This window comes from Klebsiella indica (genome assembly GCF_005860775.1).
GTDB lineage: Bacteria > Pseudomonadota > Gammaproteobacteria > Enterobacterales > Enterobacteriaceae > Klebsiella > Klebsiella indica.
Genome location: NZ_VCHQ01000037.1, coordinates 1 through 26,567, shown reverse-complemented (window position 1 = coordinate 26,567; position 26,567 = coordinate 1). Strand labels below are relative to the sequence as shown.

General features: G+C 54.4%; 22 protein-coding genes, 2 tRNA genes and 3 pseudogenes. 18 read left to right on the top strand and 9 right to left on the bottom strand.

All coding sequences use genetic code 11. The features are described from left to right. Nucleotides 1-446: 446 nt before the first annotated feature. From FE839_RS22970 to FE839_RS22950, 5 genes and pseudogenes are all read left to right on the top strand, one after another. Nucleotides 447-1,502, top strand: a complete 1,056-nt coding sequence (locus FE839_RS22970; protein WP_138363048.1) for a porin — start codon at nucleotides 447-449, stop codon at nucleotides 1,500-1,502. Between the two features lie 169 nt (nucleotides 1,503-1,671). Beyond that, nucleotides 1,672-1,926 (top strand): annotated as a pseudogene (locus FE839_RS22965) (IS30 family transposase); the annotation flags it as partial. A gap of 193 nt (nucleotides 1,927-2,119) precedes the next feature. Beyond that, nucleotides 2,120-3,100: a GlxA family transcriptional regulator gene (locus FE839_RS22960; RefSeq protein WP_138363047.1), complete on the top strand. Its 981-nt coding sequence runs from the start codon at nucleotides 2,120-2,122 to the stop codon at nucleotides 3,098-3,100. A gap of 78 nt (nucleotides 3,101-3,178) precedes the next feature. After that, a complete protein-coding gene (gap, locus tag FE839_RS22955; protein WP_138363046.1) occupies nucleotides 3,179-4,189 on the top strand; it encodes a type I glyceraldehyde-3-phosphate dehydrogenase in 1,011 nt (336 codons plus the stop codon). A gap of 351 nt (nucleotides 4,190-4,540) precedes the next feature. Next, nucleotides 4,541-4,987, top strand: coding sequence for a Rossmann-fold NAD(P)-binding domain-containing protein (locus FE839_RS22950; protein ID WP_179951939.1), 447 nt, complete (start codon nucleotides 4,541-4,543; stop codon nucleotides 4,985-4,987). A gap of 179 nt (nucleotides 4,988-5,166) precedes the next feature. Here FE839_RS22950 and FE839_RS22945 read toward each other — a convergent pair. Further along, a tRNA-Ser gene (locus tag FE839_RS22945) sits at nucleotides 5,167-5,256 on the bottom strand. 90 nt (nucleotides 5,257-5,346) lie between these two features. On the opposite strand from FE839_RS22945, the gene mtfA reads away from it, so the two are divergent. The 3 genes and pseudogenes from mtfA to FE839_RS22930 all read left to right on the top strand — a co-directional run. Beyond that, on the top strand, nucleotides 5,347-6,147 hold the full coding sequence (mtfA, locus tag FE839_RS22940) for a DgsA anti-repressor MtfA (protein ID WP_171034950.1): 801 nt from the start codon (nucleotides 5,347-5,349) through the stop codon (nucleotides 6,145-6,147). Between the two features lie 100 nt (nucleotides 6,148-6,247). After that, nucleotides 6,248-6,323: transfer RNA gene (locus FE839_RS22935), tRNA-Asn, on the top strand. Between the two features lie 161 nt (nucleotides 6,324-6,484). Further along, nucleotides 6,485-6,775: pseudogene (locus FE839_RS22930) on the top strand (Arm DNA-binding domain-containing protein); the annotation flags it as partial. 208 nt (nucleotides 6,776-6,983) lie between these two features. Here the strand turns inward: FE839_RS22930 and tnpC are convergent. The 4 genes from tnpC to FE839_RS22910 form a co-directional block, all read right to left on the bottom strand. Next, the gene (tnpC, locus tag FE839_RS22925; RefSeq protein WP_138363045.1) at nucleotides 6,984-8,522 is read right to left on the bottom strand and encodes an IS66 family transposase; all 1,539 of its coding nucleotides are present in this window, start codon (nucleotides 8,520-8,522) and stop codon (nucleotides 6,984-6,986) included. Between the two features lie 50 nt (nucleotides 8,523-8,572). Then, on the bottom strand, nucleotides 8,573-8,920 hold the full coding sequence (gene tnpB / locus FE839_RS22920) for an IS66 family insertion sequence element accessory protein TnpB (protein WP_000609174.1): 348 nt from the start codon (nucleotides 8,918-8,920) through the stop codon (nucleotides 8,573-8,575). After that, complete coding sequence (locus tag FE839_RS25165; RefSeq protein WP_421808956.1) at nucleotides 8,917-9,249, bottom strand: transposase; 333 nt, start codon at nucleotides 9,247-9,249, stop codon at nucleotides 8,917-8,919. Before FE839_RS25165 ends, tnpB begins: the two co-directional genes overlap by 4 nt. Before the next feature lie 245 nt (nucleotides 9,250-9,494). Further along, a complete protein-coding gene (locus FE839_RS22910) occupies nucleotides 9,495-9,788 on the bottom strand; it encodes a helix-turn-helix transcriptional regulator (protein ID WP_138363081.1) in 294 nt (97 codons plus the stop codon). Nucleotides 9,789-10,379: 591 nt separating this feature from the next. Here FE839_RS22910 and FE839_RS25160 point away from each other — a divergent pair. Next, a pseudogene (locus tag FE839_RS25160) lies at nucleotides 10,380-10,469 on the top strand (hypothetical protein); the annotation flags it as partial. Nucleotides 10,470-10,684: 215 nt separating this feature from the next. On the opposite strand, the gene FE839_RS22900 reads toward FE839_RS25160, so the two are convergent. From FE839_RS22900 to FE839_RS22895, 3 genes are all read right to left on the bottom strand, one after another. After that, nucleotides 10,685-11,116, bottom strand: a complete 432-nt coding sequence (locus tag FE839_RS22900) for a DUF6515 family protein (RefSeq protein ID WP_308565059.1) — start codon at nucleotides 11,114-11,116, stop codon at nucleotides 10,685-10,687. Nucleotides 11,117-11,401: 285 nt separating this feature from the next. Then, nucleotides 11,402-11,566 (bottom strand): hypothetical protein, encoded by a 165-nt coding sequence (locus tag FE839_RS24730; RefSeq protein WP_171034949.1) that lies wholly within the window; start codon nucleotides 11,564-11,566, stop codon nucleotides 11,402-11,404. 223 nt (nucleotides 11,567-11,789) lie between these two features. Next, on the bottom strand, nucleotides 11,790-12,713 hold the full coding sequence (locus FE839_RS22895) for a LysR family transcriptional regulator (RefSeq protein ID WP_138363043.1): 924 nt from the start codon (nucleotides 12,711-12,713) through the stop codon (nucleotides 11,790-11,792). A 165-nt stretch (nucleotides 12,714-12,878) separates the two neighbouring features. On the opposite strand from FE839_RS22895, the gene FE839_RS22890 reads away from it, so the two are divergent. From FE839_RS22890 to FE839_RS22850, 9 genes are all read left to right on the top strand, one after another. Next, a complete protein-coding gene (locus FE839_RS22890; protein WP_138363042.1) occupies nucleotides 12,879-14,303 on the top strand; it encodes a M20 family metallopeptidase in 1,425 nt (474 codons plus the stop codon). Next, nucleotides 14,300-15,574 carry an MFS transporter gene (locus tag FE839_RS22885; protein WP_138363041.1) on the top strand — a complete coding sequence of 425 codons (1,275 nt, stop codon included), beginning with the start codon at nucleotides 14,300-14,302 and terminating at the stop codon, nucleotides 15,572-15,574. The genes FE839_RS22890 and FE839_RS22885 overlap by 4 nt, the downstream gene beginning before the upstream one ends. Before the next feature lie 301 nt (nucleotides 15,575-15,875). Then, complete coding sequence (locus FE839_RS22880) at nucleotides 15,876-16,571, top strand: oligogalacturonate-specific porin KdgM family protein (protein ID WP_138363040.1); 696 nt, start codon at nucleotides 15,876-15,878, stop codon at nucleotides 16,569-16,571. A gap of 18 nt (nucleotides 16,572-16,589) precedes the next feature. After that, the gene (locus tag FE839_RS22875) at nucleotides 16,590-17,894 is read left to right on the top strand and encodes a histidine-type phosphatase (RefSeq protein WP_138363039.1); all 1,305 of its coding nucleotides are present in this window, start codon (nucleotides 16,590-16,592) and stop codon (nucleotides 17,892-17,894) included. 211 nt (nucleotides 17,895-18,105) lie between these two features. Then, nucleotides 18,106-19,926 (top strand): ABC transporter permease, encoded by a 1,821-nt coding sequence (locus FE839_RS22870; protein ID WP_138363038.1) that lies wholly within the window; start codon nucleotides 18,106-18,108, stop codon nucleotides 19,924-19,926. 1 nt (nucleotide 19,927) lies between these two features. Further along, nucleotides 19,928-21,007: an ABC transporter ATP-binding protein gene (locus FE839_RS22865; RefSeq protein WP_138363037.1), complete on the top strand. Its 1,080-nt coding sequence runs from the start codon at nucleotides 19,928-19,930 to the stop codon at nucleotides 21,005-21,007. 27 nt (nucleotides 21,008-21,034) lie between these two features. Next, nucleotides 21,035-22,138, top strand: a complete 1,104-nt coding sequence (locus tag FE839_RS22860; RefSeq protein WP_138363036.1) for an ABC transporter substrate-binding protein — start codon at nucleotides 21,035-21,037, stop codon at nucleotides 22,136-22,138. Nucleotides 22,139-22,195: 57 nt separating this feature from the next. Further along, a complete protein-coding gene (locus FE839_RS22855; RefSeq protein WP_138363035.1) occupies nucleotides 22,196-23,641 on the top strand; it encodes an inositol monophosphatase family protein in 1,446 nt (481 codons plus the stop codon). Continuing rightward, the gene (locus FE839_RS22850; RefSeq protein ID WP_138363034.1) at nucleotides 23,631-24,671 is read left to right on the top strand and encodes a LacI family DNA-binding transcriptional regulator; all 1,041 of its coding nucleotides are present in this window, start codon (nucleotides 23,631-23,633) and stop codon (nucleotides 24,669-24,671) included. Before FE839_RS22855 ends, FE839_RS22850 begins: the two co-directional genes overlap by 11 nt. Nucleotides 24,672-24,762: 91 nt before the next feature. Here the strand turns inward: FE839_RS22850 and FE839_RS22845 are convergent, their stop codons facing one another. Next, on the bottom strand, nucleotides 24,763-25,215 hold the full coding sequence (locus tag FE839_RS22845; RefSeq protein WP_138363033.1) for a hypothetical protein: 453 nt from the start codon (nucleotides 25,213-25,215) through the stop codon (nucleotides 24,763-24,765). Nucleotides 25,216-26,567: the final 1,352 nt, after the last annotated feature.

Sequence of the window (26,567 nt, the reverse complement as noted above, 5' to 3'; positions counted from 1 at the left end):
TTGAGAATACTCATTATATTTAAATAATCGAATCTGACAGCGATAAACAATAGCCCCTCTCCTCTTCGCCACTGACATCATCACTGAATTCCTATTTTATACAAAACCCTCAGTTATCTTTTTAAAAGAGCCCCACAAAGAACCCAACATCCACCTAAAAACGGAAAACAGCAATACCTGGTACACCCGGAAGAAATTCATGACATCAATCACACCAAAAAAAACATAACAACATGTTATCTTTAAATATTATTGCAATGAATATATTGCATCTTAATTATATAATTAAAACATAAAGAGAGCACTAGAAACAATTAGAAATATTTTATATATTTTGTTTACATAATTTAATTTAAAGAAAAATAAACTTAATCGCTAGTATCACACCGTCACTTCGGAGTGAGGTGGCACAATTCATATTAATTATGATTAAAAGGGAATATATAATGAAAAGAAAAGTACTGGCAATTTTGATTCCAGCGTTATTCACTGTGGGTAGCGCTAATGCGGCTGAAATCTATAATAAGAACGGTAACAAACTGGATTTCTACGGTAAAATGGTCGGCAAGCACATCATGACCCATGATGGCGGCAACAATAATGCCAACGATGCCTCCTATGCCCGCTTTGGTATCAAAGGGGAAACGCAGATTAACAACACGCTGACCGGTTATGGCCGGTTTGAGTACAACATCAAAGCGGACAAACCTGAAGGGCAGCAGACTCATGCCACGCGTCTGGCTTTCGCTGGCCTGAAATTCAGTGACTATGGTTCATTCGATTATGGGCGTAACTATGGCGTGGTTTACGACGCAGCCGGTTACACCGATATGTTGGTTGAATGGGGAGGCGATGGTCTGGTTCACACCGACAACTTCATGACCGGCCGTACCACTGGCGTTGCAACCTACCGTAATACCGACTTTTTCGGATTGGTTAATGGCCTGAACTTTGCGCTCCAGTATCAGGGTAAAAACAACCAGAGCTCAGCTAAAAAATCGAACGGTGACGGTTTCGGCTTCTCCGTAAACTACAACATTAACGACTTCGGTTTCGTTGGCGCATACAGCAATTCTGACCGTACGCACGAACAAACAGCAGACAACAAAGGCGAAAAGGCGGAAGCCTGGAGCATCGCCGCGAAGTATAGTGCGAATAACATCTATACAGCCGCCATGTATGCGGAATCCCGCAACTTGAGCCCTATGGAAAATGGTTCTTTTGCAAATAAAACCCAGAACATCGAAGCCGTTGTTCAATATCAGTTTGACTTTGGTCTGCGTCCGTCCCTGGGCTATGTCTACGCGAAAGGCAAAGATCTGAATAACCGCCGCGATGCGGATATCATGAACTATGTTGAGCTGGGTACCTGGTACTACTTCAACAAGAACCTCAACGTTTTCACTGCATACAAATTCAACCTGTTGGATGACGACGATGCCGTTGTGACTGGCGCGTCGACTGACGATCAGTTCGCGGTCGGTATCACCTACCAGTTCTAAGGTTGTTCAACACATCCAGATCCGCCTCGTAAACCATGTCATTCCTTTAAGCGAAGCGGCATGTTTATTCACCGGATAACAGGTTTTACCCTTGAAAAACGGCCCTGGTCTTGATGACCGGGGCATTTTATAATGAAGATTCAGGATGATTCCCGGACGCCTCTGCGCCAGCTACACCCGATTTACTGTAGCGGCAAACATTCAGATTTATTTCTGTGATCCTCAATCTCCCTGGCAACGCGGCTCAAATGAAAATACAAACAGATTACTCAGACAGTATTTTCCAAAAGGAACTGACTTATCAGTTCACAGCCAACAAAGACTAAACAATGTTGCCAGACGGCTCAACGAAAGGCCCAGAAAAACGCCAGACTATGAATCACCCGCAGAGCGCTTCAATCAATGTGTTGCATCCATCAGTTGAACTCACAGCGCATAGCGGAACACCGGGCCATATGCCCGATCCACTGTGTGTCAGAATCGCACATTAGCAGGCAACTCCGGTCAGTCAAAATCAAACCATCATCCAGAGATGGCCCTGTCACTTCGGTAGAGAGAATTTTTCCGTCCACAGAGGTTCTGTTGACTTATTCTGTAAAAAGTCTACTTTTCAGGACATGAAGAAGATACTTATCATTGTACCCGATGGCGGCATGCTGTTTGAATCCGCCGGTATTGCCGACATTCTGATGCAGGCCAACCGCCTGCACGCGAAAGGCGCTACGGACATCTGTTACCAGGTTCAGTTAGCGACAACTCAGCCGCATCAGGTGATCCATGGTCAGTCCGGTTTAAATCTACTGGCAGATCATCGCCTGCATGAGATGAACCCTCGTGAACCTCTCGATACCATTATTATCACCGGCAGGGGGCAAAATCCGCAGGAAGGGATTGCAGTCGTTGACTGGCTGCGCCTTGCCGCTCCCCATTCCCGTCGCATTGCATCCATTTGCGGTGGCGCGATGCTGCTGGCGCAAACCGGGTTGCTGGACGGCAGACGAGCCACCACCCACTGGAAACTGCTGGAGACCATGCAGGCAGAATTTCCTCAGGTTCGCGTCGAAGGTGGTCCACTCTACATTCAGGACGAACACATCTGGACATCCGGCGGGGTCAGTTCCGGCTTTGACCTGACGCTGGCGCTGGTCGAAGAGGACTACGGCTTCAGTCTGGCGCGCGACATCGCCCAGGACTTCGTCATGTACCTGCGCCGTCCCGGAGGCCAGTTGCAGTTTAGCCGCTACAACCTTCAGCAGACCAGCCCCCAGAGCCCTCTTAACGATCTGCAGGCCTGGTTGCTCGAGAACCTCACTGCCGACCTCAGCGTGGATAAACTGGCAGAAAAAGTCGCCATGAGTCCACGTAATTTCACCCGCGTATTTACCCGTGAAACCGGCCTTTCCCCAGCGCGCTACGTCGCAGAAGCCCGGCTGGCCGCTGCCCGGCAGCGTCTGGAGCAGACCAACGAGACACTGGATCGTATAGCCGAGCAAACGGGATTTGGCAACAGCGTTAATCTGCGGCGGCTATTTGAAAAACAACTTCAGCTCACACCTGGTGAATATCGCCAGCGCTTTCACTGCCGTAAAATGGCGTAAAGTGATCCTTTTTTGTCATTTACGCCAACTCGTCACCGACCTACATTACCTTCAGAGACAACAGACAAGGAGTTGATCATGGTAAAGGTCGGTATTAACGGTTTTGGCCGTATCGGACGCAACGTACTGCGTGCTGCGCTGGGTAACCCGGATATTCAGGTCGTAGCAATCAACGATCTGACAGATAGTCAAACGCTGGCGCATCTGCTGAAATACGACTCGCTGCTCGGTAAACTCAATGCCGACGTCACTGCCGGCGAGGGGCAGCTTGTGGTTGACGGTAAACCCATCACCGTGTTCAGCGAACGCGACCCAGCCAATATCCCGTGGCGTCAGCGTGAAGTCGATATCGTCATTGAAGCAACGGGGCTCTTTACTGAGCGTGACAAGGCGGCGGTGCATATCCACCGCGGTGGCGCAAAGCGAGTGATTATCTCCGCCCCCGGGAAAAACGATGATTTAACCATCGTGATGGGCGTTAATGATGGCCTCTACTCCCCGGATAAACACTACGTGGTCAGCAATGGGAGCTGCACTACCAACGCTCTGGCACCTGCCGCACAGGTTCTGCACCAACATTTTGGTATTAAGCATGGTCTGATGAACACCACCCACGCCTACACCAACAGCCAGGCGCTGCACGACCAGCCGGAAAAAGACCTTCGTGGCGCCCGCGCCGCCGCGCTGTCGATTGTGCCTTACTCCAGCGGTGCTGCGAAGGCGCTTGGCAAAGTCATCCCCGGGCTGGATGGCCGCTTAACCGGTTACTCGCTGCGCGTCCCCGTTCCGGTGGTATCTATTGTCGACCTGACCGTAACGCTTGCGCGGGATGTGACAGTAGACGAGATCAATAATGCGTTTCGTGATGCCGCTGCGACGGGGCCACTGAAAGGGATCCTCGGCTATAGTGATGAACCGCTCGTCTCAAGCGACTACCAGGGTGACCCGCGTTCTTCCATTATCGACGGTCTGTCAACACGGGTGATTGGCGGCAATATGGTTAAAATTCTGGCGTGGTACGACAATGAATGGGGATTCTCTAATCGCCTCGTCGACCTGGCGCTGTTGATAGCCCGGTGCGAACACTAACCCGCTGCTCCCGCACGTGCTCTAAAATCCATGCCTGGCGTGGATTTTTTATATCTGTCGCTTGTAAGTCGTCGCATGCCAGCGTATTGAAAGTGAGTTCTAGGGTGGAATAAGCGATCCCAACTCAACGCCTCCTTAAGGGCAAAACCGGAATCAAAGCCCACACCAGACCGCATCAACAATTAATAGATTGAAGACATGCGCTATATTTAGAAGTCATCTAATGATGCTGCCTGAATGAATAACCCATCACACGTTTAAAGGCATTACGCTAATCCCGAACATCCTAAGCCGCGACGGGCGGCGGAATTAGCCGGACTGACCGTTGCACAACGCGGTGTTAACGTTTCTGTGGTACGCCTGTCGCAAGTTCATGACACAAATAAACAAGGATTAGTCACTCTACTGATCGAACTTGCCCGCCAGAAAAGCGTATCCGGGTATGTTGAAGAAGGTCAAAACCGATGGTCAGCCGCGCACATCAGCGATGTGGCTGATGTCTATTTACGCGCGCTGGAGAAAAATAGCCCCAATAGCCGTTATCACGCGGTAACGGAAGAAGGAATTCCTATGTGCACTCTTGCTGAAGTTATCGGTTATATTCTGAACGTATCCGTTAAACGTATCGCAACTCAAGATGCAAAAGAACATTTTGGCTGGATGAGTTTGCTGATTGATCATGATATGTCAGCCTCAAGTACTCTCACCCGAGAACGCCTGGCGTGGCAACCTACTGGCCCAGCGTTGATTGCGGATCTTTTAAAGATTAGCTCTGTTAGTAATAACTCAGCAGTATAATAAAACACCGCCGCGTCAATGGTCAGTTTGTTAAGTCGACAGTTTCGCCGACAAGAGATCTTCCGATTCCGGAAAAACCAGGAGATGATGATTGAAGAAAATATACCAATTGAATATACCAACACTATACCAAGTGTGATGGGAGTCGTTGAAAGGAAATCACGTAAGTGTTTGAATAGTGGCGGAGAGAGGGGGATTTGAACCCCCGGTAGAGTTGCCCCTACTCCGGTTTTCGAGACCGGTCCGTTCAGCCGCTCCGGCATCTCTCCGTTATTGAAGTTGCTATAATGCCAGGTTCTTTGGCATTTTAATAGTTCCTGTCTCTTTAATTCAGTTCAAGTGACGACTTTGCGAGCAAAATGATGTTTAAATGGCCCTGGAAAGTAGGTGAAGAGTCCGGCAACGCAGAAATCCCCTGGGAAAAGGCGCTTGCCATCCCTGTTTTAGCCAATCTCTCCGATCAGGAGCAGCAGAAGCTGCAGCAAATGGCAGCCCGTTTTTTACAACAAAAGCGTCTTGTTGCGTTGCAAGGGCTTGAACTCACTCCCCTGCAGAACGCGCGTATTGCACTCCTGTTTTGCCTGCCAGTTCTCGAACTGGGGCTTGAGTGGTTAGACGGTTTTCACGAAGTGCTTATCTACCCCGCAGAGTTCGTCGTTGATGACGAATGGGAAGACGACATCGGCCTGGTACATAATCAGCGCGTCATACAATCGGGTCAAAGCTGGCAACAGGGTCCCGTTGTTCTCAATTGGCTGGATATTCAGGATTCCTTTGACGCATCAGGTTTTAACCTCATAGTCCATGAAGTAGCGCATAAATTAGATGTCCGTAATGGCGATCGTGCGAGTGGCGTGCCTTTCATCGCTTTACGTGACGTCGCTGGCTGGGAACACGATCTCCATGCCGCAATGAATAACATCCAGGATGAAATTGATCTGGTTGGAGAAAGCGCGGCCAGTATTGACGCCTATGCCGCGACCGATCCTGCCGAATGTTTTGCCGTGCTCTCTGAATATTTCTTTAGCGCGCCAGCACTGTTTGCCCCACGCTTTCCCTCTCTTTGGCAACGCTTTTGTCATTTTTATCGCCAGAATCCCCTGGAGAGATTGGGCGACACTAACTCGCAAAGCGAGGACAATGACCCGACGGTACACTAAAACAACGGACTGTGTTAAATTTAACCATTTGAATCAGTAAGTTAAATTTAGTATTGACACAAAAAACGGTGGACAGTAGTATGCGCCCCGTTCACACGATTCCTCTGTAGTTCAGTCGGTAGAACGGCGGACTGTTAATCCGTATGTCACTGGTTCGAGTCCAGTCAGAGGAGCCAATTTCCTGTTTTCATGCATCTTTGCGAATCCTTATCTGATGTTGATTCAACAGGTTAGCGTGAAAACTCTTCCCGGTGCATTTTGATTTTACCCTCCGCATCGGGAAAACCTGGTGGTCAGATTTGGGGTCAAGTTGGTTCGATGACGGAGTGACCCCCAAATGTCTCTTAACGACTCAAAAATCCGCAACTTAAAACCATCCGCAAAACCCTTTAAAGTCTCCGATTCCCACGGTCTGTATCTGCTGGTCAAGCCTGGCGGTTCCCGTCTCTGGGATCTCAAGTACCGAATTAACGGTAAAGAATCCCGCATTGCACTGGGAGCCTGGCCTGTCGTCTCCCTGTCTGATGCCCGCCAGCAGCGTGAAGGTATCCGTAAACTGCTGGCACTGAACATCAACCCGGCGCAGCAACGGGCTGCTGAACGTGACTCACGGTCGCCTGAGATGGTGCTCGGTGAATCGGGCTTTGCGCATGGCGATCTCCTCAGGAGGACATAATCAGTATGCCGGAAGATCTCTAAAAGTGTATGGTCCGGTTTAGCGGGATTCTTACACGCCGTCAGCCTGATATTTTCGTAATGGCGATGACAGAGGCCTTCCCAGTTCGTCAGCACTCCATTCGTAAGCGTCCAGCGAGAACCGTATTGACGGGGATGTGTTATTCAGTTGGCAGTGCCACGCGCCAGGGGAGCAGTTCACTCACCCGATTGACCGGCCAGTCTGCTATAATATCAAGGACATGGCGAAGGTAGCTTTCTGGTTCCACGCCGTTCAGTTTGCACGTCCCGATCAGACTGTACAGCAACGCTCCACGCTCACCACCGTGGTCTGAGCCGAAGAACAGCCAGTTCTTTCTTCCCAGACTGACCATCCGCAGCGCATTTTCAGCGATGTTATTGTSTGCCTCAGCCCAGCCATCATCTGCATAGTACCTCAGTGCCGGCCACTGGTTTAGCGCATATGTGAACGCCTTCGCCAGCTCCGAGTGGCGCGACAGCGTTTTCATCTTTTCTCGCAGCCAGCTTTCCAGCGCTTTCAGCTGTGGTTTAGATTTTTGCTGACGTTCAGTAAGGCGCTGTTCTGCCGGCATTCCCCTTATTTCTGCCTCAACGGTATACAGCTCGCCGATACGTTTCAGGGCTTCCTCCGTCAGCGCTGACGGGGTGCGGACGTGTACGTCGTGGATCTTGCGGCGGGCGTGAGCCCAGCACGCGGCTTCCGTTATTTTTCCATTGCGGTACAGCTCGTTGAACCCGGCGTACGCGTCCGCCTGTAGCACGCCGCTGAAGCCGGCAAGATGGCTCTGCGGGTGGATGCCTTTTCTGTCCGGACTGTAAGCGAACCACACCGCTGGCGCGACTGCTGACCCGGCGTTGCGGTCATCACGAACGTACGTCCACAACCGCCCGGTCTTCGTCTTCTTATTACCCGGCAGCAGCACCTGGACGGGGGTATCATCGGCATGGAGTTTGCCGTCGGTCAGGACATAGTTCTGAAGCGCCTCTTCCAGCGGGGACAGCAGCCGGCAGCATGCATCCACCCAGCCCGACAGCAGTGAACGGCTCAGTTCCACACCCTGACGGTTGTATATTTCTGACTGGCGGTAAAGCGGGGTATGTTCTGCATACTTTGATGTGAGTACCCGGGCCAGCAGCCCCGGTCCGGCGATACCCCGCTCGATGGGACGTGAAGGCACGGGGGCCTGCACGATAGCGTCGCATTTTGTGCAGGCGTGTTTTTCCCGCACGGTCCGGATAACCCGGAAGGCGCTGCGCATCAGCTCCAGCTGTTCGGCGGCATCTTCACCCAGGTAGCTCAACGCACCGCCGCAGTCCGGGCAGCACGGCTCCACCGGCAGCAGTCGTTTTTCGTTACGGGGGAGTGATTCAGGGAACGGTTTGCGGGTGCGGGTCTGGCGTAACGGGCGTTGCACGGCCGGGTCATCCACCCGGCCAGTCAGCGTATCACTTTCTGTCTGTAGCCGGTTCAGGTCCGCTTCCATCTGTGCGATACGGCGGGAGACCTTTTCGGAACGACTGCCGAAGTTCATCCGGCGAAGCTTATCCAGCTGCGCCTGCAGATGGTCTATTTCGCGCTCCCGGTCGGCCAGCTTTTCCAGCAGGGCACGGTTCAGCGCTTCCTGTTCGGCAAGGCGCTGTTTCAGCAGAAGGATGTTGTCAGATGAGGTGTCGTTCATAAGCCCGTATTTTACCAGGCTTATTCTGCGACAACCAGGGTTAAAGAGGCCTACAGCATAGTCAGGGAGGTCAGCAACCGTTTCGGCTGTCGCCAGTCGATACCTTCCATCAGCATCGCCAGCTGTGCCGGCGTCAGGAACACTTTGCCATCACGGGCAGAGGGCCAGGCGAAGCGCCCACGCTCCAGCCGTTTGGTCAGCAGACACAGCCCGTCACCGGTGGACCACAGCAGTTTAACCTGACTGCCGCTGCGGCCCCGGAAGATGAAGACATGGCCGGACATCGGATCGTCTTTCAGTGCCGTCTGCACTTTTGCCGCCAGGCCGTTGAAGCCGTTGCGCATGTCGGTGATACCGGCAACCAGCCAGATTTTAGTGCCTGCAGGAAGATTTATCATACAGGCCCCCGCATCAGTTCGCGCAGGACTGTGGTGATGAGTTCAGTTGAGGGATGAGTCAGTGTTATATCTCCGCCCCGACATTTTATGTGACAGGCAGTCTGAGGTGAACAGGATGGCGGTTTGGACGTTGGGAGAGATGGCTCAGCCCGAAGCTGCACGGGTATGAGAGCAGGAAGCGACGATGCGTTTTTCCGTGGGTGGCAGACACGTCCTTCACGTTGCCAGAGCCTTATCCATTTAAAGAGCAGGTTGTCATTGACATCATGTTGTCGGGCCAGCGCAGCAACACTTCCTTCTTTTTCAAGTGCCAGCCTGACCAGTTCCATTTTAAACTCAGGGGAATATCGTTTTCGGGGAAGTCTTTCTTTGGCGCGCATTAGGTGTCCACCTGCAAAATAAGTGGGGACTTAAGTTACAGGATCGTAGTTTCAGAGCCAGACGGTATTGAGACGACGCTTACCTCCATTCTGGAAGGTAGTGTAAGCTGTCCACCCCTTTACTTTTTTCCCAGTACCCAACCCTGATGCCGTTCATCCAGATTGCCAGACGCTGCTGTTTCCGGCTCATATCGTTACCAATTCTCCTGTCGTGCAGGTGAGCTTAATTTAAGTATTTCTTCCGTCTGCTTCTTTTCTGAAGAGGTGGTTGCCGAGGAGAAGCTGATTTTTACACCCAGGACGGAAAACACCTTAAACAGCCGTTCAATGCTCGCACTGGCAGGGTTGGCTTCCAGACGTGCGTATGTCTGTTGAGTGACACCTAACCTTTCGGACAGGTCTTTTTGCGTAAGACCATTCGCCTTGCGAAAACCAATGAGCAAGGGACGCAGCTGGTTGAGCGTGTTTAACGGGTAATCATTATTGATCATAAACTGGCCTCAGTAGTTTCCTCTGATACAACTTGCAGGCTGTTTTCTAAACATACACCCTAAAGGCTGTTATATCAATTTTACAGCCTAAAAGCTGTTAAATAAGGAATACAGCCTTTAGGGTGTTACTAAGCGGCAGCATTGATCCAATCTGCCATTTGCCTCCACAAGGAGGCAGGCAAAGTATTAAAAGCATTGGGCAGGCTTTTAGAAGCTGGTGGGCTATGGTACCCCGGAGGAGCTCCGGTGAATGTTACTTGACCTGATGGTACTGAATACTCTCTACAAGCCTGATCCTTTGCGTAACGTAAACTGAGCATAATCAGAAATATAGCTGATGCGTTGGCGTTCAAGCCAGCCTCACGGTTATGTCCTCAAGAGCTTTCACAAAAACAGAAGGTGACTTGCACAAATAACCTTCACACAATAAGTGCAGAAACATTCATTTCTGCACCAACGTAACGCACCCTCATGTCTACAAGGCGTCAAACCTGGCACCCACAGGTGATATACCTCTCACCCCGTAAACCTTATTTATCACGCTGTGACGTCTGTCTGCTCTTGAAGTGGCTTAAACAAAGCCAGAGAATGACGGTTTCGTCAGTCAGACGGCATTATCCTGCCCTGCCTCTGAAACAGTTGCCTGAGTTGCTCGAACGCATTGAAGACTATCATCAACTATCCGTGACATTCTGTTTCTTCAATAAATCCTCGCGCTTAATAGCGTGTCCACTAATAGCGAGTAAGATCAGACTCAGCCTCCCGTTGCCGAAATTTCCCATGTATGCCGCATCCATAAAATCAAGATTCTGAGCTCAACGTATGACCGTAAAGCAACCCGATTCTCTTACCGCGCCAGTCTGATAAAGACTGGCGCATCATACATCGTGGAGTTATAAACCTGGCGGGCGAGGCACTTCAGTATAATGACCATTAATATCTCGTTCATAATAATGGCCGTCCTCAACGTAATAACGCTTTCCGTTATAATCCAGCGGGTGAAGGCTGCTGCTGACAGTGTCTGGCGCATCAACAACAATATAATGATCCGCCTGACGTTGATAATAAATACCATTGACAATGTAATAGGTTATTCCGCCGAGTAATAATGTTGTGGCAAGCCCCGGCAATATATTCACGCGGTATCCAGGGTGAGGATATGGCCCACCATGGGGAAATGGTCCCGGCCCTCTGTGGAAAAGAACCGGTCCATGCCAGCCGGGGTGATGCCCGAAGGGGCCAGGACCGACCGGAGGCATGGCAAAACTGCTAAATGGTATGGAGAATACCAGCAGTGATGCCAGTGTTTTAGTGGCGATGTTCACGTGGGGCTCCTTTCCGCAATCTGCATACGCAGGGTTTATTAAAATGAGAATGACAGATAGCTAATCCCAGGTCACTGACCTGGGCCAGTGCCGTGGCAAACCTGCAAGCAACTTGAAATATGACGGGTATATTCATTTAATTGGCTCTACCACTGAGATTCAAGACAATTTACACGGCCCGACATTATTCCATGTTTTATCCATAATATTCATGAATTATCATATTTCGCTGCCTGCCGACAATTTTTATATTTATTTCGATGTGTAAACAAATATTTAACCAGATTAAAAAAGCACGAATAGAAGCACCAGCACGGTGTCGGTGAGTATGCCACCGATGATGCCGGTTTCAATAACGATGCGACTATTGGCACCAGCGAGAATACGCCGACAATAAAGGCCAGCGCTGTCATCTGGCAACCGGAAAGTTTTAATGCCGATGCACTCCATGAACGGCGCACACCATTAACCAACCTGACTGGACAAACACAACTGGCCTTATCCCGGCTCCGCAGCCTTGGTGAGTAGCAGGAGCTGCTGGAAAACAGCGCGCGATATGCTTACCCGACGACATGCGTGATAGTGGCATTATCCTGGCGGGATGTCATAGCGTGCGTGGCGATCACTAACGACGCGGATCTGATAGCACCGGAGCAAAATGATAAACGCGATGTCAGAATAGTTGCGCCATCCATTGTTTATGTTCGTTGTCCAGCAACTGCGCTGCCATCTCCAGAAAGGTATTGACCACCGTCGGTCGGTGTTTGCTACCCGGAACCTGGATTTGCAGAGTGCGCTGGCTGAGCGCGGTGTTATTGATGGCCTTAAGCGTCATGCCATCCTGTTTCGCCCGCCACAGTACGCTGAAATGGCTGCAAACAATAGCAGCCCCCTGCGTATGGCGGGTAAACCCGTATAACGCCGAGAAGTTATTGCTGCTAAAGGCCGGTTCAAGGAAGGTGCCCGCCATGCGACAAGAGAGATCGAATAGCTGACGCAGTGTGGTGCCCGCCTCGGGCAATGCCAGCGGATAGTGGTGCAAATCTTCCATCGCCACGCCCGGTTGCTTCACCAGCGGATGTGCATTATCCAGCAGCAACAGAACCGGGGCGGGCCAGGCGGCAATAATTTCCACGTCCCGTTCAGGCGCGAGGCTAAACTGAAATGCCACATCACAATTGTTGCAGCGAATCCACTCGGCGACTTGCATGGCGGTGCCAACCTGCAGATCAAAGCTGACGCCAGGATACTGCAGGCGAAACTGCGCCAGCAGGCCTGGCAATAAGTCAAACGCCATACCATCCGTACAGGCGAGACGCACCAACGCTTTGCGCACTGCTTTTAGCCCCTGAATCTCGGCCATTGCAAACTCCATGTCGCGCATACTTTTGCGGACATGATTCGCCAGAATCTGCCCGGCGTCAGTGAGGATCATTCCCCGCGAATGGCGCTCGAAAAGCGTCACGCCAAGCCGCATCTCCAGTTTCTGGATCTGCCGGCTAATTGCCGAGCCAGCGACATACAATTGCGCGCTGGCCGTGCTTAACGATCCGGTAGTGGCTACGGCAAAAAAGTAGCGCAACTCATGACTCATCATAGGGGATTCCTCTCTCTCGCCCTGGAATTGTGCAGTGTACCCTTATCAAAAAGGCAACGCCAAATTGCAATTATTATTATTGTGGCAAGGCTCTGTTCTGGTTTAGAACGAAAAGACAATAACAGCGATCTGCCCCATCGGGAGCAGACAGACAGGGCAAACAACATGACAACACAACAAATCATTGCGCAGGCGCTGGCGTGGTTCGACAGCGGCCATTTTAAAACCACGCTTGCCGACAGGGTGGCCATTCCCAGCGAAAGCCAGCGCAGCGACCGGGATGAACAACTGCGCCGTTATTATGATGAAGCGTTTATTCCGGCTTTTCATGAAATGGGCTTTACCACTGAGGTTATCGCGAACCCTGTTAACGCCGCTCGCCCCTTTTTACTCGCCAGCCGAGTGGAAGATGACAGCTTGCCAACCGTCATGTCTTACGGGCACGGCGATGTGGTATTTGGCGACGATGCCCGCTGGGCGGAAGGGTTGTCGCCGTGGACGCTGACCGAGCGCGACGGTAACTGGTACGGGCGCGGTGCGGCGGACAACAAAGGCCAGCACACCGTGAACCTGGCGGCGCTGGAGCAGGTGTTCCATGCACGCAGCGGGCGCCTGGGCTTTAACTGCGTCTGGCTGTGCGAAATGGGCGAAGAGATCAGCTCGCCGGGGCTGGCAGCCGTATGCGAACAGTTGAAAACACGCATCAAGGCCGATCTGTTGATCGCCTCCGACGGCCCGCGTCTGAATGCACAGCGCCCGACGCTGTTCCTCGGTTCTCGTGGCTGCGTTAACTTCCGTCTGACCATCAATGCCCGCGCCAAAGATTACCACTCTGGTAACTGGGGGGGACTGCTGAGTAATCCCGGCACGCAACTGGCCAACGCCATTGCCAGCCTGGTGGATGGCAAAGGGGAGATTCAGCTTGCGGCCCTGAAGCCCCCAGCCCTGACGCCCACATTAAAAACCATTCTGGCGGACATCGCGCCAGCGCGCGGTAAGCACGATCCGGCAACCGACCCGAACTGGGGGGAGCCGGGTCTGACGGCGGCGGAAAAACTGTTCGGCTGGAACACGCTGGAGGTGCTCTCTTTTCTTACCGGCAACCCGGCGCAGCCGATGAATGCGATTCCTGGTCAGGCGACCGCAGTCTGCCAGCTACGTTTTGTGGTCGGAACTGACTGGGCGCATCTGGAGCGGGCGGTTCGCGACCATCTGGACGCCCACGGTTTTTCCATGGTCGCCATTAGCGATATACGCGGGACTCCCGCAACGCGTTTCGACCCGACCGACCCGCTGGTCAGCTGGGCGCTGACGGCGATGGAGGAAACCACCGGTATCAAACCGGCACTGTTGCCTAACCTTGGCGGTTCGTTGCCAAACGATGTGTTTGCCGGGATTTTAGGGTTACCGACGTTGTGGGTGCCCCACTCATATCCCGCCTGCGGACAACATGCGCCGGATGAACATTTACCGATCGCCATTGCCCGTGAGGGCCTTGCCATCATGACTCGTCTGTTCTGGGATTTGGGCGAGCAAGGCGCAACACTGCTTGCCAGTCACCTTGCGCATCAAAACGGAGGTGCACAATGACAGCGCTCGTTCGAGAATCAGACCAGGCCAGCCCACGCCCGAATCTGGTGAAAACGCTCTTCGCCACCTGTATTGGCAATGCGCTGGAGTGGTTTGATATTGCAGTCTACGGTTTCTTTGCCAGCTATATCGCACAGGTCTTTTTCCCGACCACCAACCCAACGGTGTCATTGCTACTGGCATTCGGCAGTTTTGGTATCGCCTTCCTGATCCGCCCGCTGGGCGCGGTGATACTGGGGTCGTATGCTGATAAACATGGCCGTAAAGCGTCTCTGTTACTCTCTATCAACCTGATGATGCTGGGCGGCGCGATGATCACCTTTATGCCGGGCTATGCCACATTAGGGGTCGCGGCGCCGCTGCTTATTCTGCTTGCCCGCCTGATTCAGGGCTTCTCCGCTGGCGGGGAATTCGGCAGCTCGACGGCATTCCTTGTGGAGCACTTCCCGGAGCGTAAAACCTTTATCGCCAGTTGGCAGTTCGCGACACAGGGGGCGAGTACCCTGATGGCCTCGGCCTTCGGCCTGGGTCTGGCGCACTGGTTGACGCCGGAACAGTTGCTTGACTGGGGATGGCGCGTGCCGTTCGCCTTTGGCCTGTTGATTGGCCCGGTAGGTTTGTGGATCCGCCGCCATGTGCATGAACCCACGGCTTATGCCAGAACAGCGAAAACTCGCCATCCGGTGAAACTGCTGTTTGGTTCGCAAAAACGGCTGCTGGCGCTGGCGATCGGTCTGATGGTCGTCTCAACAGCAATTAACTACATGCTCAACTATGTGCCAACCTGGGCGACCAAAACGCTGGGGCTACCAGCCTCATCGGCGTACAGCGCCACCTTGCTGGCCGGGGTGATCCTCACGGTGGTAACCCCTGTTAGTGGTCTGCTGGCGGAGCGCGTTGGACGCGAACGTTTACTGTGGACGGCGCTGGGGATGCTGGCCTTTACGCTGCTCCCGGCCTTCTGGCTGACCAGCCTGAACGTCACGCCGCTGTCGCTTTGCCTGCTGGTGGGCTGGATGGCCCTGCTGAAATCTATCTACTTCTCCACCATTCCGTCAGTAATGGCGGATATCTTTCCGGTCGCCACGCGCGCCAGTGGGATGTCCATCAGTTACAACATTGCGGTCACGGTATTCGGTGGGTTCGCCCCGTTTATCTGTACGCTACTCATCAGCGCCACAGGCAGCCATTTTGCCCCTGGTCTCTATCTGGTGTTGACGGTTTTCTTAAGTGTTACGGCTTTGTGGCAAACACAACGGCTGTTTCGCTAGTTTTACCCGCCATTCTCCTTCGGGAGAATGGCCTGACTTTTTGCGCCAGAAACACATTTTTCCTGCGCCATTCGCATCCGTAATAATCTTTTGCGGGTCAGATTCCGAACCCTGGTGTGCAAGATATTTCACCATCCGCAAAAGGTGCATAAATATCATCATCTGATTTTCTCTATTTCACTCGCCACTCGTCATTCAGACAAAATAGCACATTCATAAAATTGAATTATTTCTTAAATTTAAATGAAATATTTCATCCGTAAATTCCAGTTCCTCCTGATTAACCAAGATAAGAATCAACATGATTAAGAAAATTGTATTTCCAATGATGGCAGGAACTGGCTTTATTTTACTCTCACACTCCGCGTTGGCGCTGGAATTAAATTACGCGCACAAATACGAGGATATCTCCAGACAACACACTGATGAACTGGAAATCTCTCACGATTTCGAATCAGGCGTTGGCCTCGGGGTAAAACTGAAATTTCATCCGCAAGAAAAAGCCAATGGCGATGCCGGTGACGCCTTCGATCGGCGGAAGATTAATGAAAAAGAATTTAAGCTTAATTATACCCGGGACCTTACCGATAAGCTCAGTATTGAGCCGGGCATGGTCTTCGCCCTTAAAAGCAATGAGCAAAAATATAAGCCATCGATTAAATTTAAGTATCGCCTGTTTGATAAAACGCAACTCTCACTGCGTTATCGCAAAGAGATAAGTGACCGGGATGCAAAACCGACTAAGCGCGTTGATAAAGTTGAAGGAAAAATATCTCAAAAAATAAACAATTTTAAATTCAGTTACACCCTCATCTGGTATCACGGTAATGAGAATTTATATAATAATAAACGCCAGGATGTTGAGCATAAGGTTGAAGTGGCATATCAGCTCACGCAACATTTTTCACCCTATATCGGCGTAAAAAATGAGGCCGTCTCAAAAAGCGATTCCGCACGACAGACGGAATTCATCACCGGCATAACCTACGAATTTTAATCGCCCTCGGGAGTCGAAATGAAGAAATTACTGACGTTAAATCTGCTGCTGGTCTGCCTGAGCGCCAGCCTGATACCCGCGTCCCATGCGGCTCCGGCCGAAGCCTCACGCTATGAGCTGGAAAAAGTGGTGATGCTCTCCCGCCACGGCGTTCGCCCGCAAACGGATACCGCTGCGCTGGAAGCCGCTACCGGGAAAAAATGGCCGGAATGGAGCGTGCCGGATGGTTTTTTAACCGGTCATGGCTATGCGGGGATGCTGACGCAGGGAGCGTATCAGCTGGCCGCGTGGCGCGCTCAGGGGCTGCCTGTCGGGAAGCCCACATCCTGCCCGAAGCCCGGGAGCGTATGGCTATGGGCGGCCCCCGATCAGCGGACCAGAGCAACCGGAGAGGCGTTACTGGATGGCATGTTCCCCGGCTGCGGTCTGGCCATTCACGTCACGAAGAATCAGCACGACCCGCTCTTTGATACGATTGAAATGGGGATCGCCAGACCGAATGAAGATGCCGTGTATCAGCAGGTGAAAGAAAGAATCGGTTCTTCCGCCCTGGCGCAAAAAAAATACGCCGCGGCCGTCGCGGATTTACGCCACGCAGTGTGCGCCGACGATCGCAAAAGCTGTGCGTTTCTGGATAACGAATGGAACGTTAAAATAAATGAAAAAGGTAAAGTTAAATTAAGCGGCCCGGTATCTAAAGGCGCTTCGATTGGCGAAACCATTCGTCTGCAGTATAGCGAAAACTTGCCGTTATCCGAGGTCGCATTCGGCCAGGTGAAAAATGCCCAGGATGTGAACCGTTTAATGGCGCTGCATGCGGCAAAATATGACCTGATCAGCGATACGCCGGAATATGCCCGCCACGGCGGCTCGCTATTAATGCGTCAATTAATCGCGGCACTATCTTCCGGTACAAAAGCATCTGACAATGCATCGCAAAATACCCATCTGCAAAGCCCGCTGGTTATTTTTGTTGGCCATGATAGTAATATTGCACAGATCCAGACGATGCTCGGCTTTAACTGGCAACTGCCGGTCTATCCCCGCAATGATATTCCGCCCGGAGGCAGTCTGATTATGGCGCGCTACCTGGATAAAAAAACCGGAGAGAGATTCGTTCGCCTCACTTTCAGCGCCAGAACATTAGACCAATGGCGTCAACTTTCGCCGCTGAATGAACACAACCCGCTGCCGGTGGCTGAATTTACCTATCCCGGATGCCGTGAAACCACGCTGGGCGAGCTGTGCCCGCTGAATACGTTTGTCCGGCTGGCGGAAAAAAATCTGGTCGATGATGGCAAAGATTTAACAGTATTTCAGTGACGGGATATTTTGCAGCAACGTTAAATAGCGCCCTCTCTTGCCGAACGCCGCCAGTGGCTGCTCGCTGACGCCAGAACTGATTCCCCCCCCATCGCGATATGGGGGGATAAAATAAATCCGTCAAAATTTGCACGTACGTGCAAAGAATTCGTAAAACTGTCACATTGCGCCGATATATTCCCGTCTGTCTTTCACCGCCAGGGGGAACCCCGTGTCTTACCAATCCGAAATCCGTCTCCACACCCTGTGGCCTAAATTGCGCCACCGGCTGTCGATCATCAGCCAGGAACCCGCAAATCTGCTGGGCGCGCTACTGCTGCTGTTGTTCAGTTGGATCATCCTCGCGCCGGTTGTTTCCGTGCTGTTAAACGCGATCCTGGTACAAAGCGGCGACGAGAGCCGAACCGGGACAGCAGAAGGCGCGTTTACCGCCTGGTACCTGCTGCGCACGCTGACTTCGCGGATGTCAGACCTGCTGCTGTGGACGCCGCTGCTCAATACCCTGAGCGTGGCCCTGAGCACCGTGACGATCGCGCTTATCGTCGGCGTCTCGCTGGCATGGCTGATCAACCGTACTGATATCGTCGGCAGAAAGGGGTTTGCCACCCTGCTGATCGTCCCGTTTATGCTGCCTTCCTGGACCTTTGCGCTGGCGTGGAACACGATTTTCAAAAATAACGCGATCGGCGGCCAGCCGGGATGGCTTGAGGCGATGGGGATCCAGACCCCGGACTGGGTGGCCTATGGTTACTTCCCGATCGTCGTCATCATGGTACTGCACTACGCGCCGCTGGTGATTCTGATCGTCGGCAACGCGCTGAAACGCATGGATAGCCAGATGGAAGAGTCCGCGCGGGTGCTCGGCGCCTCGCGCATGGTTATCGCCTTTAAAGTTATTATCCCGCTGGTGCGCCCGGCGCTATTCTCCGCCGCGCTGTTAATCTTCGCCGACTGCATCGGCGAATTCGCCCTCCCCTATATTCTTGGCCTGCCGGTACATTTTGATACCCTCTCCACCGGACTGTACCGGGCAATCGGCACGCGTCAGTCCGGCGTCGCGGCGGTGATGGCCACGGTGATTATGCTGATGGGGATGCTGACCCTGATGCTGGATATGAAGATGCTACGCGAGGCAAAACGTTTTGTGACCGTGGGCGGTAAAGGCGTGATGGAACGTCGCCGCAGCCTGGGACGCTGGCGCGCAGCCGCCGCCGCGCTGCCGCTGTTATTCGTCTTGTTGGGGATGGTGATTCCTCTGCTGACGCTGTTTCTGTCGACGATAATGATGCTGCCTGGCCGCTTCACCGCCGATAACTTCACTCTTGCTTACTGGATTGGGCACAATCTCGATACCGTTGCCCTGCGCAACGGGATTCTGCTGACGCCGGAGTTCTGGCGCACGGTCTGGAATACCTTGCTGATTGTCGGTTCGGCATCCGTCGCCTGCGGCGTGCTGGGTCTGCTGGTCGGCTATGTGGTGATGCGCTGCCACTTTCGCTGGGTGGCCGCCTGCCTGCGCCAGCTCACCTTCCTGCCTTATCTGGTGCCGGGTATCGCCTTTGCCGCCGCGTTTCTCTCGCTGTTTGCCGTAGCCCGGGGGCCGGTTCCGGCGCTCTACGGCACACCGTCGATTCTGATCCTGGCGCTGATTGCGGAAAAAATGCCGTATGCCAGCCGCGCGGGTATTGCCGCAATGACTCAGTTAGGTAAAGAAGCCGAAGAAGCGGCGCGGATCGCCGGAGCAGGCTGGATCGCCCGCATTCGCCGTATCGTCATCCCTATTCAGGCGGCCCCTCTGGCAGCCGGCATACTGCTGCCGTTTATCTCCGGCATCAAAGGCGTCAGCCTGTTCGTCATCCTTGCCACTCCGGCAACGGACGTGCTGACCACCTGGTCCCTGCGCCTGATTGATTACAACTACCAGCAGGCGGCCAATGCCGTGGTGCTGATGATTGCGCTGATTTCATGGGCCGGCACGGTGATGATCCAGAAGATCACGGGTACCGGTCTGGCTGATAGTCTGGAGAAATAACATGCCCGCGATTTATTTAAACAATCTGACGAAAACCTATCCGGGCAGCGATGCTCCGGCGGTTAACGCCCTCAACCTGACGGTGAAAGATGGCGAATTTATGTGCCTGCTGGGGCCATCCGGTTGCGGCAAAACCACCATTCTGCGGATGATTGCCGGAATTGAGCACACCAGCGGCGGGGAGATCGCCATCGGCGATAAGATCGTCGATTCGGTGGATCGCGGTATTTACGTACCGCCGGAAAAACGCGGAATTGGCCTGGTCTTTCAAAGCTATGCTCTCTGGCCGCATATGACCGTGGAGCAAAACGTTGATTTTGGCCTCCGCCTGCAAAAAATCCCCGCGAAAGAGCGTATTGCCCGCCGCCAGGATGTCATGGAAAAACTGCGAATTGCCGATTACGCCAGGCGCTATCCGGCTCAGCTCTCCGGCGGCCAACAGCAGCGCGTTGCCCTCGCCCGGATGCTGGCGGTCAATCCCGGCGTACTGCTGCTGGACGAACCGCTCTCCAATCTCGACGCCACGCTGCGCCTGGAGATGCGCGCCGAGCTGCGCCGCCTGCATGAAACCTTTGGCACCACCATCGTATTTGTCAGCCACGACCAGTGGGAAGCCATGACCCTGGCCACCACGATTGCGGTGATGAGCGCCGGACAAATGCAGCAGGTGGGAACGCCGGATGAGATCTACACTACCCCGGCAAACCGCTTTGTTGCCGAGTTTATCGGCACGCCGCGCCTGAATATGATCCCGCTTCACCAGCCAGACAGCGGGCTGGCGCAGCACCTGCAACGGCGCTTCGCGCTGTCCGGGCAGGCCCGACACTGCGGCATCCGCCCGGAAGAAATCGTCCTCAGCGACGCTTCAGACAACCACAGTATCCCGATGATTATCGATAACATTATGCCCACCGGCGGCAGTTGGGTGATTGAGCTGGTTGCCGGCGAGGACCGGCTGTTTCACTCCACGCAGATTCGACCTCGCTGGCAGGCTCGCCAGCAGGTGCATTGCCTGCTACCGACCGCGTCCCTGCACTTCTTTAATCACAACGGGCTACGTCACGACGTTGGCACGAATTAACCGGATACTGACTCCTGAGGAACCACTATGAAGCGTAATTTTACCGCCGTGTTGATCGCCAGCGCTCTACTGAGCGCGCCCTGTGTCCGGGCTGAAACCTTTAACCTTCAGGCACTGATCGCCGCCGCGAAGAAAGAGCCGCCGCTTACCGTGTATGCTTCCACCGGTAAAATCGTGCAACAGGCGAAAGCCTTCAGCGCGAAATATGGGCTACAGGCCAGCGGCGTAAAAGCCGATGCGCCGCAGATTATCGAGATTATGAGCCGGGAAGCCCAGGCGAAGAATGTGCGGGCCGATGTCGCCATTGTTGAGGATGCGCCTGCGGGGATGATTCAGCTACTGAATAAAGGCTATGTGCAGAGCTGGGTGCCGGACGATCTGAAAGGCCGCATCGCCGCCCGCTATCAGAAGCCGCTGACCGTGGTTCTGGCCCCGAACGTGTTCGCCTATAATACCGCGCATCACGCCACCTGCCCGATTAACAATATCTGGCAGCTAACCGAATCCCAGTGGCACGGTCGGGTGGCCATGCAGGACCCCACCGGCAAACCGGCCTATACCGACTGGTTCAGCCAGATGGAAACCCACTACGACCAGCAGGTTCGCGACGCGTATCAGCAGGCATTCGGCAAACCGCTGAAAACCGATGAGAAATCGGCCACCGCGGCATGGGTGAAAGCGCTGGCGGGCAATGGCGTACTGCTGACCCATTCGGATAATGATGCCGCCTCCGCCATCGGCGCGCCGGATAGCAAAACCGACTTTGTCGGCCTGGTTTCCACCGCCAAATTCCGCGACAACAAGCTGGGAATGAAGCTTGGACTGTGCAGCGGATTAAAGCCGTTTATCGGCTGGAATTACCCGAGCCTCGGCGTAATCGCCACCGGCAGTAAAAGCCCCAATAGCGCGAAGTTATTTATTCACTATCTGTTGACCGCCGAAGGCATCGCGCCGCAGGGCATAGACGGCAAAATGTCCACCAACCAGACGGTCTCACTCCCGGCCGATGAGGAGTCCGGCATTGAACAATATCGCGGCGAATTAATGGAATACCACACCGCTACGGTACAAAAGGACTGGCAAAGCCGCCAGAACTGGCAGGACTTCTGGAGCCTGAACGATAAAAAATAACGTTCCGGTACGGCGACAAAACAAAATATCTTTCATTCAGAACAGGCGGCACATACCTTGACCACTATCGATATTGAACAGCATGAAACGGCGCTCAAACGCATTATTGTCGCCGCCGGGGATACCGCCCTGCGCTTCTTCGTCTCCCGCAAAGCGGGCGAATATGCGCTTAAAGGCCCTCAGGATTTTCTGACCGAGGCCGATACGTTCGTTGAAGGCGAGGTTGTCGGCGCGATTCGCGAGGCTTTTCCGGACGATCTGATTCTCGGCGAAGAGAGCGCCAGCCAGCCCGCCAGCGCGGAGAGCCTGTGGGTGGTGGACCCGATTGACGGTACCGCCAACTTTGCCCGCGGCATTGCCCATTTTTGCGTCTGCATCGCCTGGGTGTGTCGCGGCGTCACCGAACTGGGGGCAATTTATAACCCGGTAAGCCAGGAACTTTATCAGGCTCGTCGCGGCCGCTACGCGCTGAAAAACGGCCAGCCTCTGCGCTGTACCGCGATTACCGACCCGCAGCGCGCCGCCGTGGAACTGGGGTGGTCGGCGCGTCACAGCCAGCGCCGCTACCTGGACGTCATGGCGTCCCTCCTCACGCTGGGCGCCAGCGTACGTCGCGGCGGCTCCGGGGCGCTGGCGCTGGCCTGGGTGGCGGAAGGCCGCACCGACGGATATATCGAGATGCATATGAACGCCTGGGATTGCCTGGCCGGACTGTTGCTGGTGCGTGAAGCGGGCGGGCGGACCGGCATCATACCCGATAGCGCCGAAGGTATCTTCAATGGCTTGCCGGTACTGGCCGTCGCGCCGGGCATCGCCGTCGCGCTGGCTCGCGCATCGGGCATTCCGCTGGCGCTCGATGCGCAGTCCTCCACCTCCGCTGCCGCGCAACCGCCGGGCGTGCGCTATCCTCGCCCGGCAATCAGTCTGATAGAGGAAGATTTTCCCGGCTGGGGGATGAATATTTACATCGGCGATTCCTGCGGGGTGAGCGATACAGCGTTGCTGGCGGAACATGATATCGGCATCGTCATTAACTGCGCGGTCAACCTTGATATTGACTGGGTGATCCTGCCGGAAGCGGCCACTGCGGCGCATCTGCTTTGCCACGGCGCAGGGCCGGTGCGCTACTATAAGCTGGGGCTTGTTGATGGTGAGGGCAACGCGCCGGAGATGCTGCATGCGGGCTATCACCTGATGCGTTCGGCGCTGCTGCAACAGATCCCGAACAAAGCCTCCTACCGCAATCGTAAACGGGGCAACATCCTCGTCAACTGCCGCGGCGGTCGCAGCCGTTCCGTGGCGCTTGTCGCGCTGTTTATGCACCTGGAGTGCCCGGAACGCTTCCCGACTCTCGACGACGCCATCGCCCGGGTCCGCGACCGGCGTCAGCTCCATCCCGATGAATGGTTTGAAACGCCGAAACCGTCGCTGACTCGCCTGGCCGAACATGCCGTTATGCGCGAACGGGCAATTGCCGCCGTGGAGCAAGGCCATGAGCAATAACGCGCAGAACAACAATCCCGGCTTCGCCAGCGCCAGCGAGGTGGCGCGCCTGGCGGGCGTTTCCCGCTCGGCGGTGTCGCGCACCTTTACCCCGGGGAGAAGCGTTTCCGCCGAAACCCGACGCAAAGTGCTTGCTGCCGCAGAGGCGCTGAATTATCACGTCAACCACCTGGCGCGCGGCCTTTCCAAAGAAGCCAGCCGCCCGGTCTGTATTCTTGGCGGCAACCTGTCATCGCCTTATCAGTCCCGCCTGCTTGAGCACCTGACCCGCCGCCTGCACAAAGCCGGACGGGCGGTTATGGTGATTAACACCGATGACGGTGAAGCGAATGTCAGGGCGGCATTGCAGCAGACGCTGAACTATCGTTCGACCGCCACTATCGTGCTGTCGGGTAAACCGCCTGCGTCTCTGATCGAACAGTGCCTGCAAAGCGGACAGCAGGTGATCCTGATCAACCGCCAGGGGGAGTTCCCCAACGCAGAGAATATCGATATCGATTACAGCGCGACAATGAACGCGGCATTTGACCATCTGATTGCCGCGGGATGCCGGAATCTGGCCATCGTCTCTTCCGCCGCCCGTTCACCAAGTATGGTGATCCGTGAAACCCGCTTTCTGGCGGCCGCCGCCGCAGCCAATACCGATGTGGCGCTTATCCGCCCCGGCAGCGCCAGCTACCAGACCGGCGTGCTCGCCGCACGGGAACTGTTAAACCAGAATACGCCTCCCGACGGTATATTCTGCGTCACCGACCTTATCGCCTGCGGCTTTATTGATGCCGCTCGTTACGAATTTGGCCTTCGCATTCCGCAAGATCTCTGTGTGATCGGCTTCGATGATATTGAGCAGGCCAGCTGGCTGGGCTACCAGCTCACCACCTTCTCGCAGCCGCTGGCGGAGATGGCGGAAGCCGCATGTGAACGGCTTCTCTCTCCCTGCGCGGACGCAGCGGGCAGCCAGTTGTTTGATGCGCGTCTGGTAAGACGCGGCACGCTGCGCCCGGCGGTAAATACGAAGGAGATGGTTTGAAATAGACGCCGGGCGGAAATATAGATTGCCTCCGTTTCGGCGACGACCACAACGGGCACGTTTTTTTGCGACCAGGCCCGCTGGAATACCATCAATGGGATGCCCTGCGCTCACTCTCAGGCAGGTAAATATTTTGAATATTCAGATGGTGCGACAGCTCGCGGAGAATGATCAGGTAGCTGATAAAATGCGGGTCATCCGGGAATGCCTCCTCCCGCCACGGACTGCCGGAAACCACATCGGCAACCCTGTTGAACAGATCTTCAATATCGCCCTGGGTCAGGGGGTTAAGCTCACCCGCAATCCGCGAAATCGCTTTCAGATAATCGTCAGAACAGCGGAATGTCCCGGCAACGGCGTGTAACCCGGTCTCAGCCTGAATACAGTCTTCGATGGTTGCGATCGCCATCTCGACATCATAAGGCGAAGGGATCCTGTGACGGAAAAACCGCCCGGCCACGGAGGCATACCCGACTGGCAGGGAAATGGCTGGCGACGAGAATGTCACCTGGTCCGGGTGAATCGACAAAAATGCATTATTCATTGCTATCCTTCCTGAAGAAACTCGCTCGCTGTAACCGTATAGCGTAAATCCAGAGACCAGGCGTCGTCCAGCCTGATGCGTGCCGATTTGCGCCAACCGAAAGCCATATTGCCGACGCCACCTGTCGTAATGCTGGTCAGTTGCGTTTATGGCTGGCTGAGCGGTTCTGTCAATCGGTGGTTTAAACGAAAATCTGATTCAGTTGATTCGCTTACTGAGCTGATACAGGCTGAAATATAAAGGATATAACCTTTTTATAATTTTCAGCCTCTGAAAAGCCCCTGACGAATAACGGACTCACCGCATGGGGGTTGGGCGCATCAAGGAAACCTGGCGGGAACGCAGGCGCGCATCCAGGACTGGCCGCCAGGACGGCGACCAGAGGGCGGGTCGAGACAGGGACGTCGAGTCCCGCCCGGTCCGCCAGATGAAGCCGGAGTGGAGCGGACCGCGGAGCGGCAGGTTTTCAGCGCCATGCCGGGGGTGCAGGGGGACGGGCGAAACGTCCCCCTGCCCGTTCACACGCTGCGGAGATAACGAATATCCTCGTACTGACGGTGAACGGAACAACCCACTGAACCAGAATATGAGGCCCCAGAGCAGCGCCACCGGAGGATAACAGGCCGGGTTTCGCTACCATGCCCGCATTCCTGTCAGGTGGCGGCTGACGCCTTACCTGACCTGGAAAACCATAAATACAGGCCCTGCGCCACGGGTTCCGTTCACCGTAATCCCGCAGAAAATGAACTACCGTCGCCCGTGAACGGGTAAAGGGGGAGAAAACCGTCCCCCCCTTTACAATCCCCGCGGTCCCGCAAAGAAACCGGTGCTGCGCACTGCGCTCACCTCCCGGCCCTCAGCCTGCGGTCGGCTCAACTCGGCGTCATGCCTCGATTCGCCTCTGGCCGCCATCCCTGGCGTCCAGCCCTTGTCTTCGGGTCTCCGGTTCGCCGGTTTCAGCGGGCACCAGGGCATCGCTGTGGGTTTTGTGGTTTCAGCAGCGTATTCGTCGCTGCTTAAAGAAACAGTTTTTTATCACTTTCAGCGGTCAGGCAGTTGCAGGTTTACTGCGGGCTCACCGCCGGGGGGGTTGGGCGCATCAAGGAAACCTGGCGGGAACGCAGGCGCGCATCCAGGACTGGCCGCCAGGACGGCGGCCAGAGGGCGGGTCGAGACAGGGACGTCGAGTCCCGCCCGGTCCGCCAGATGAAGCCGGAGTGGAGCGGACCGCGCAGCGGCAGGTTTTCAGCGCAATGCCGGGGGTGCAGGGGGACGGGCGAAACGTCCCCCTGCCCGTTCACACGCTGTGGATATAACGAATATCCGCGAATTTATAGTGAACGGAACTGACC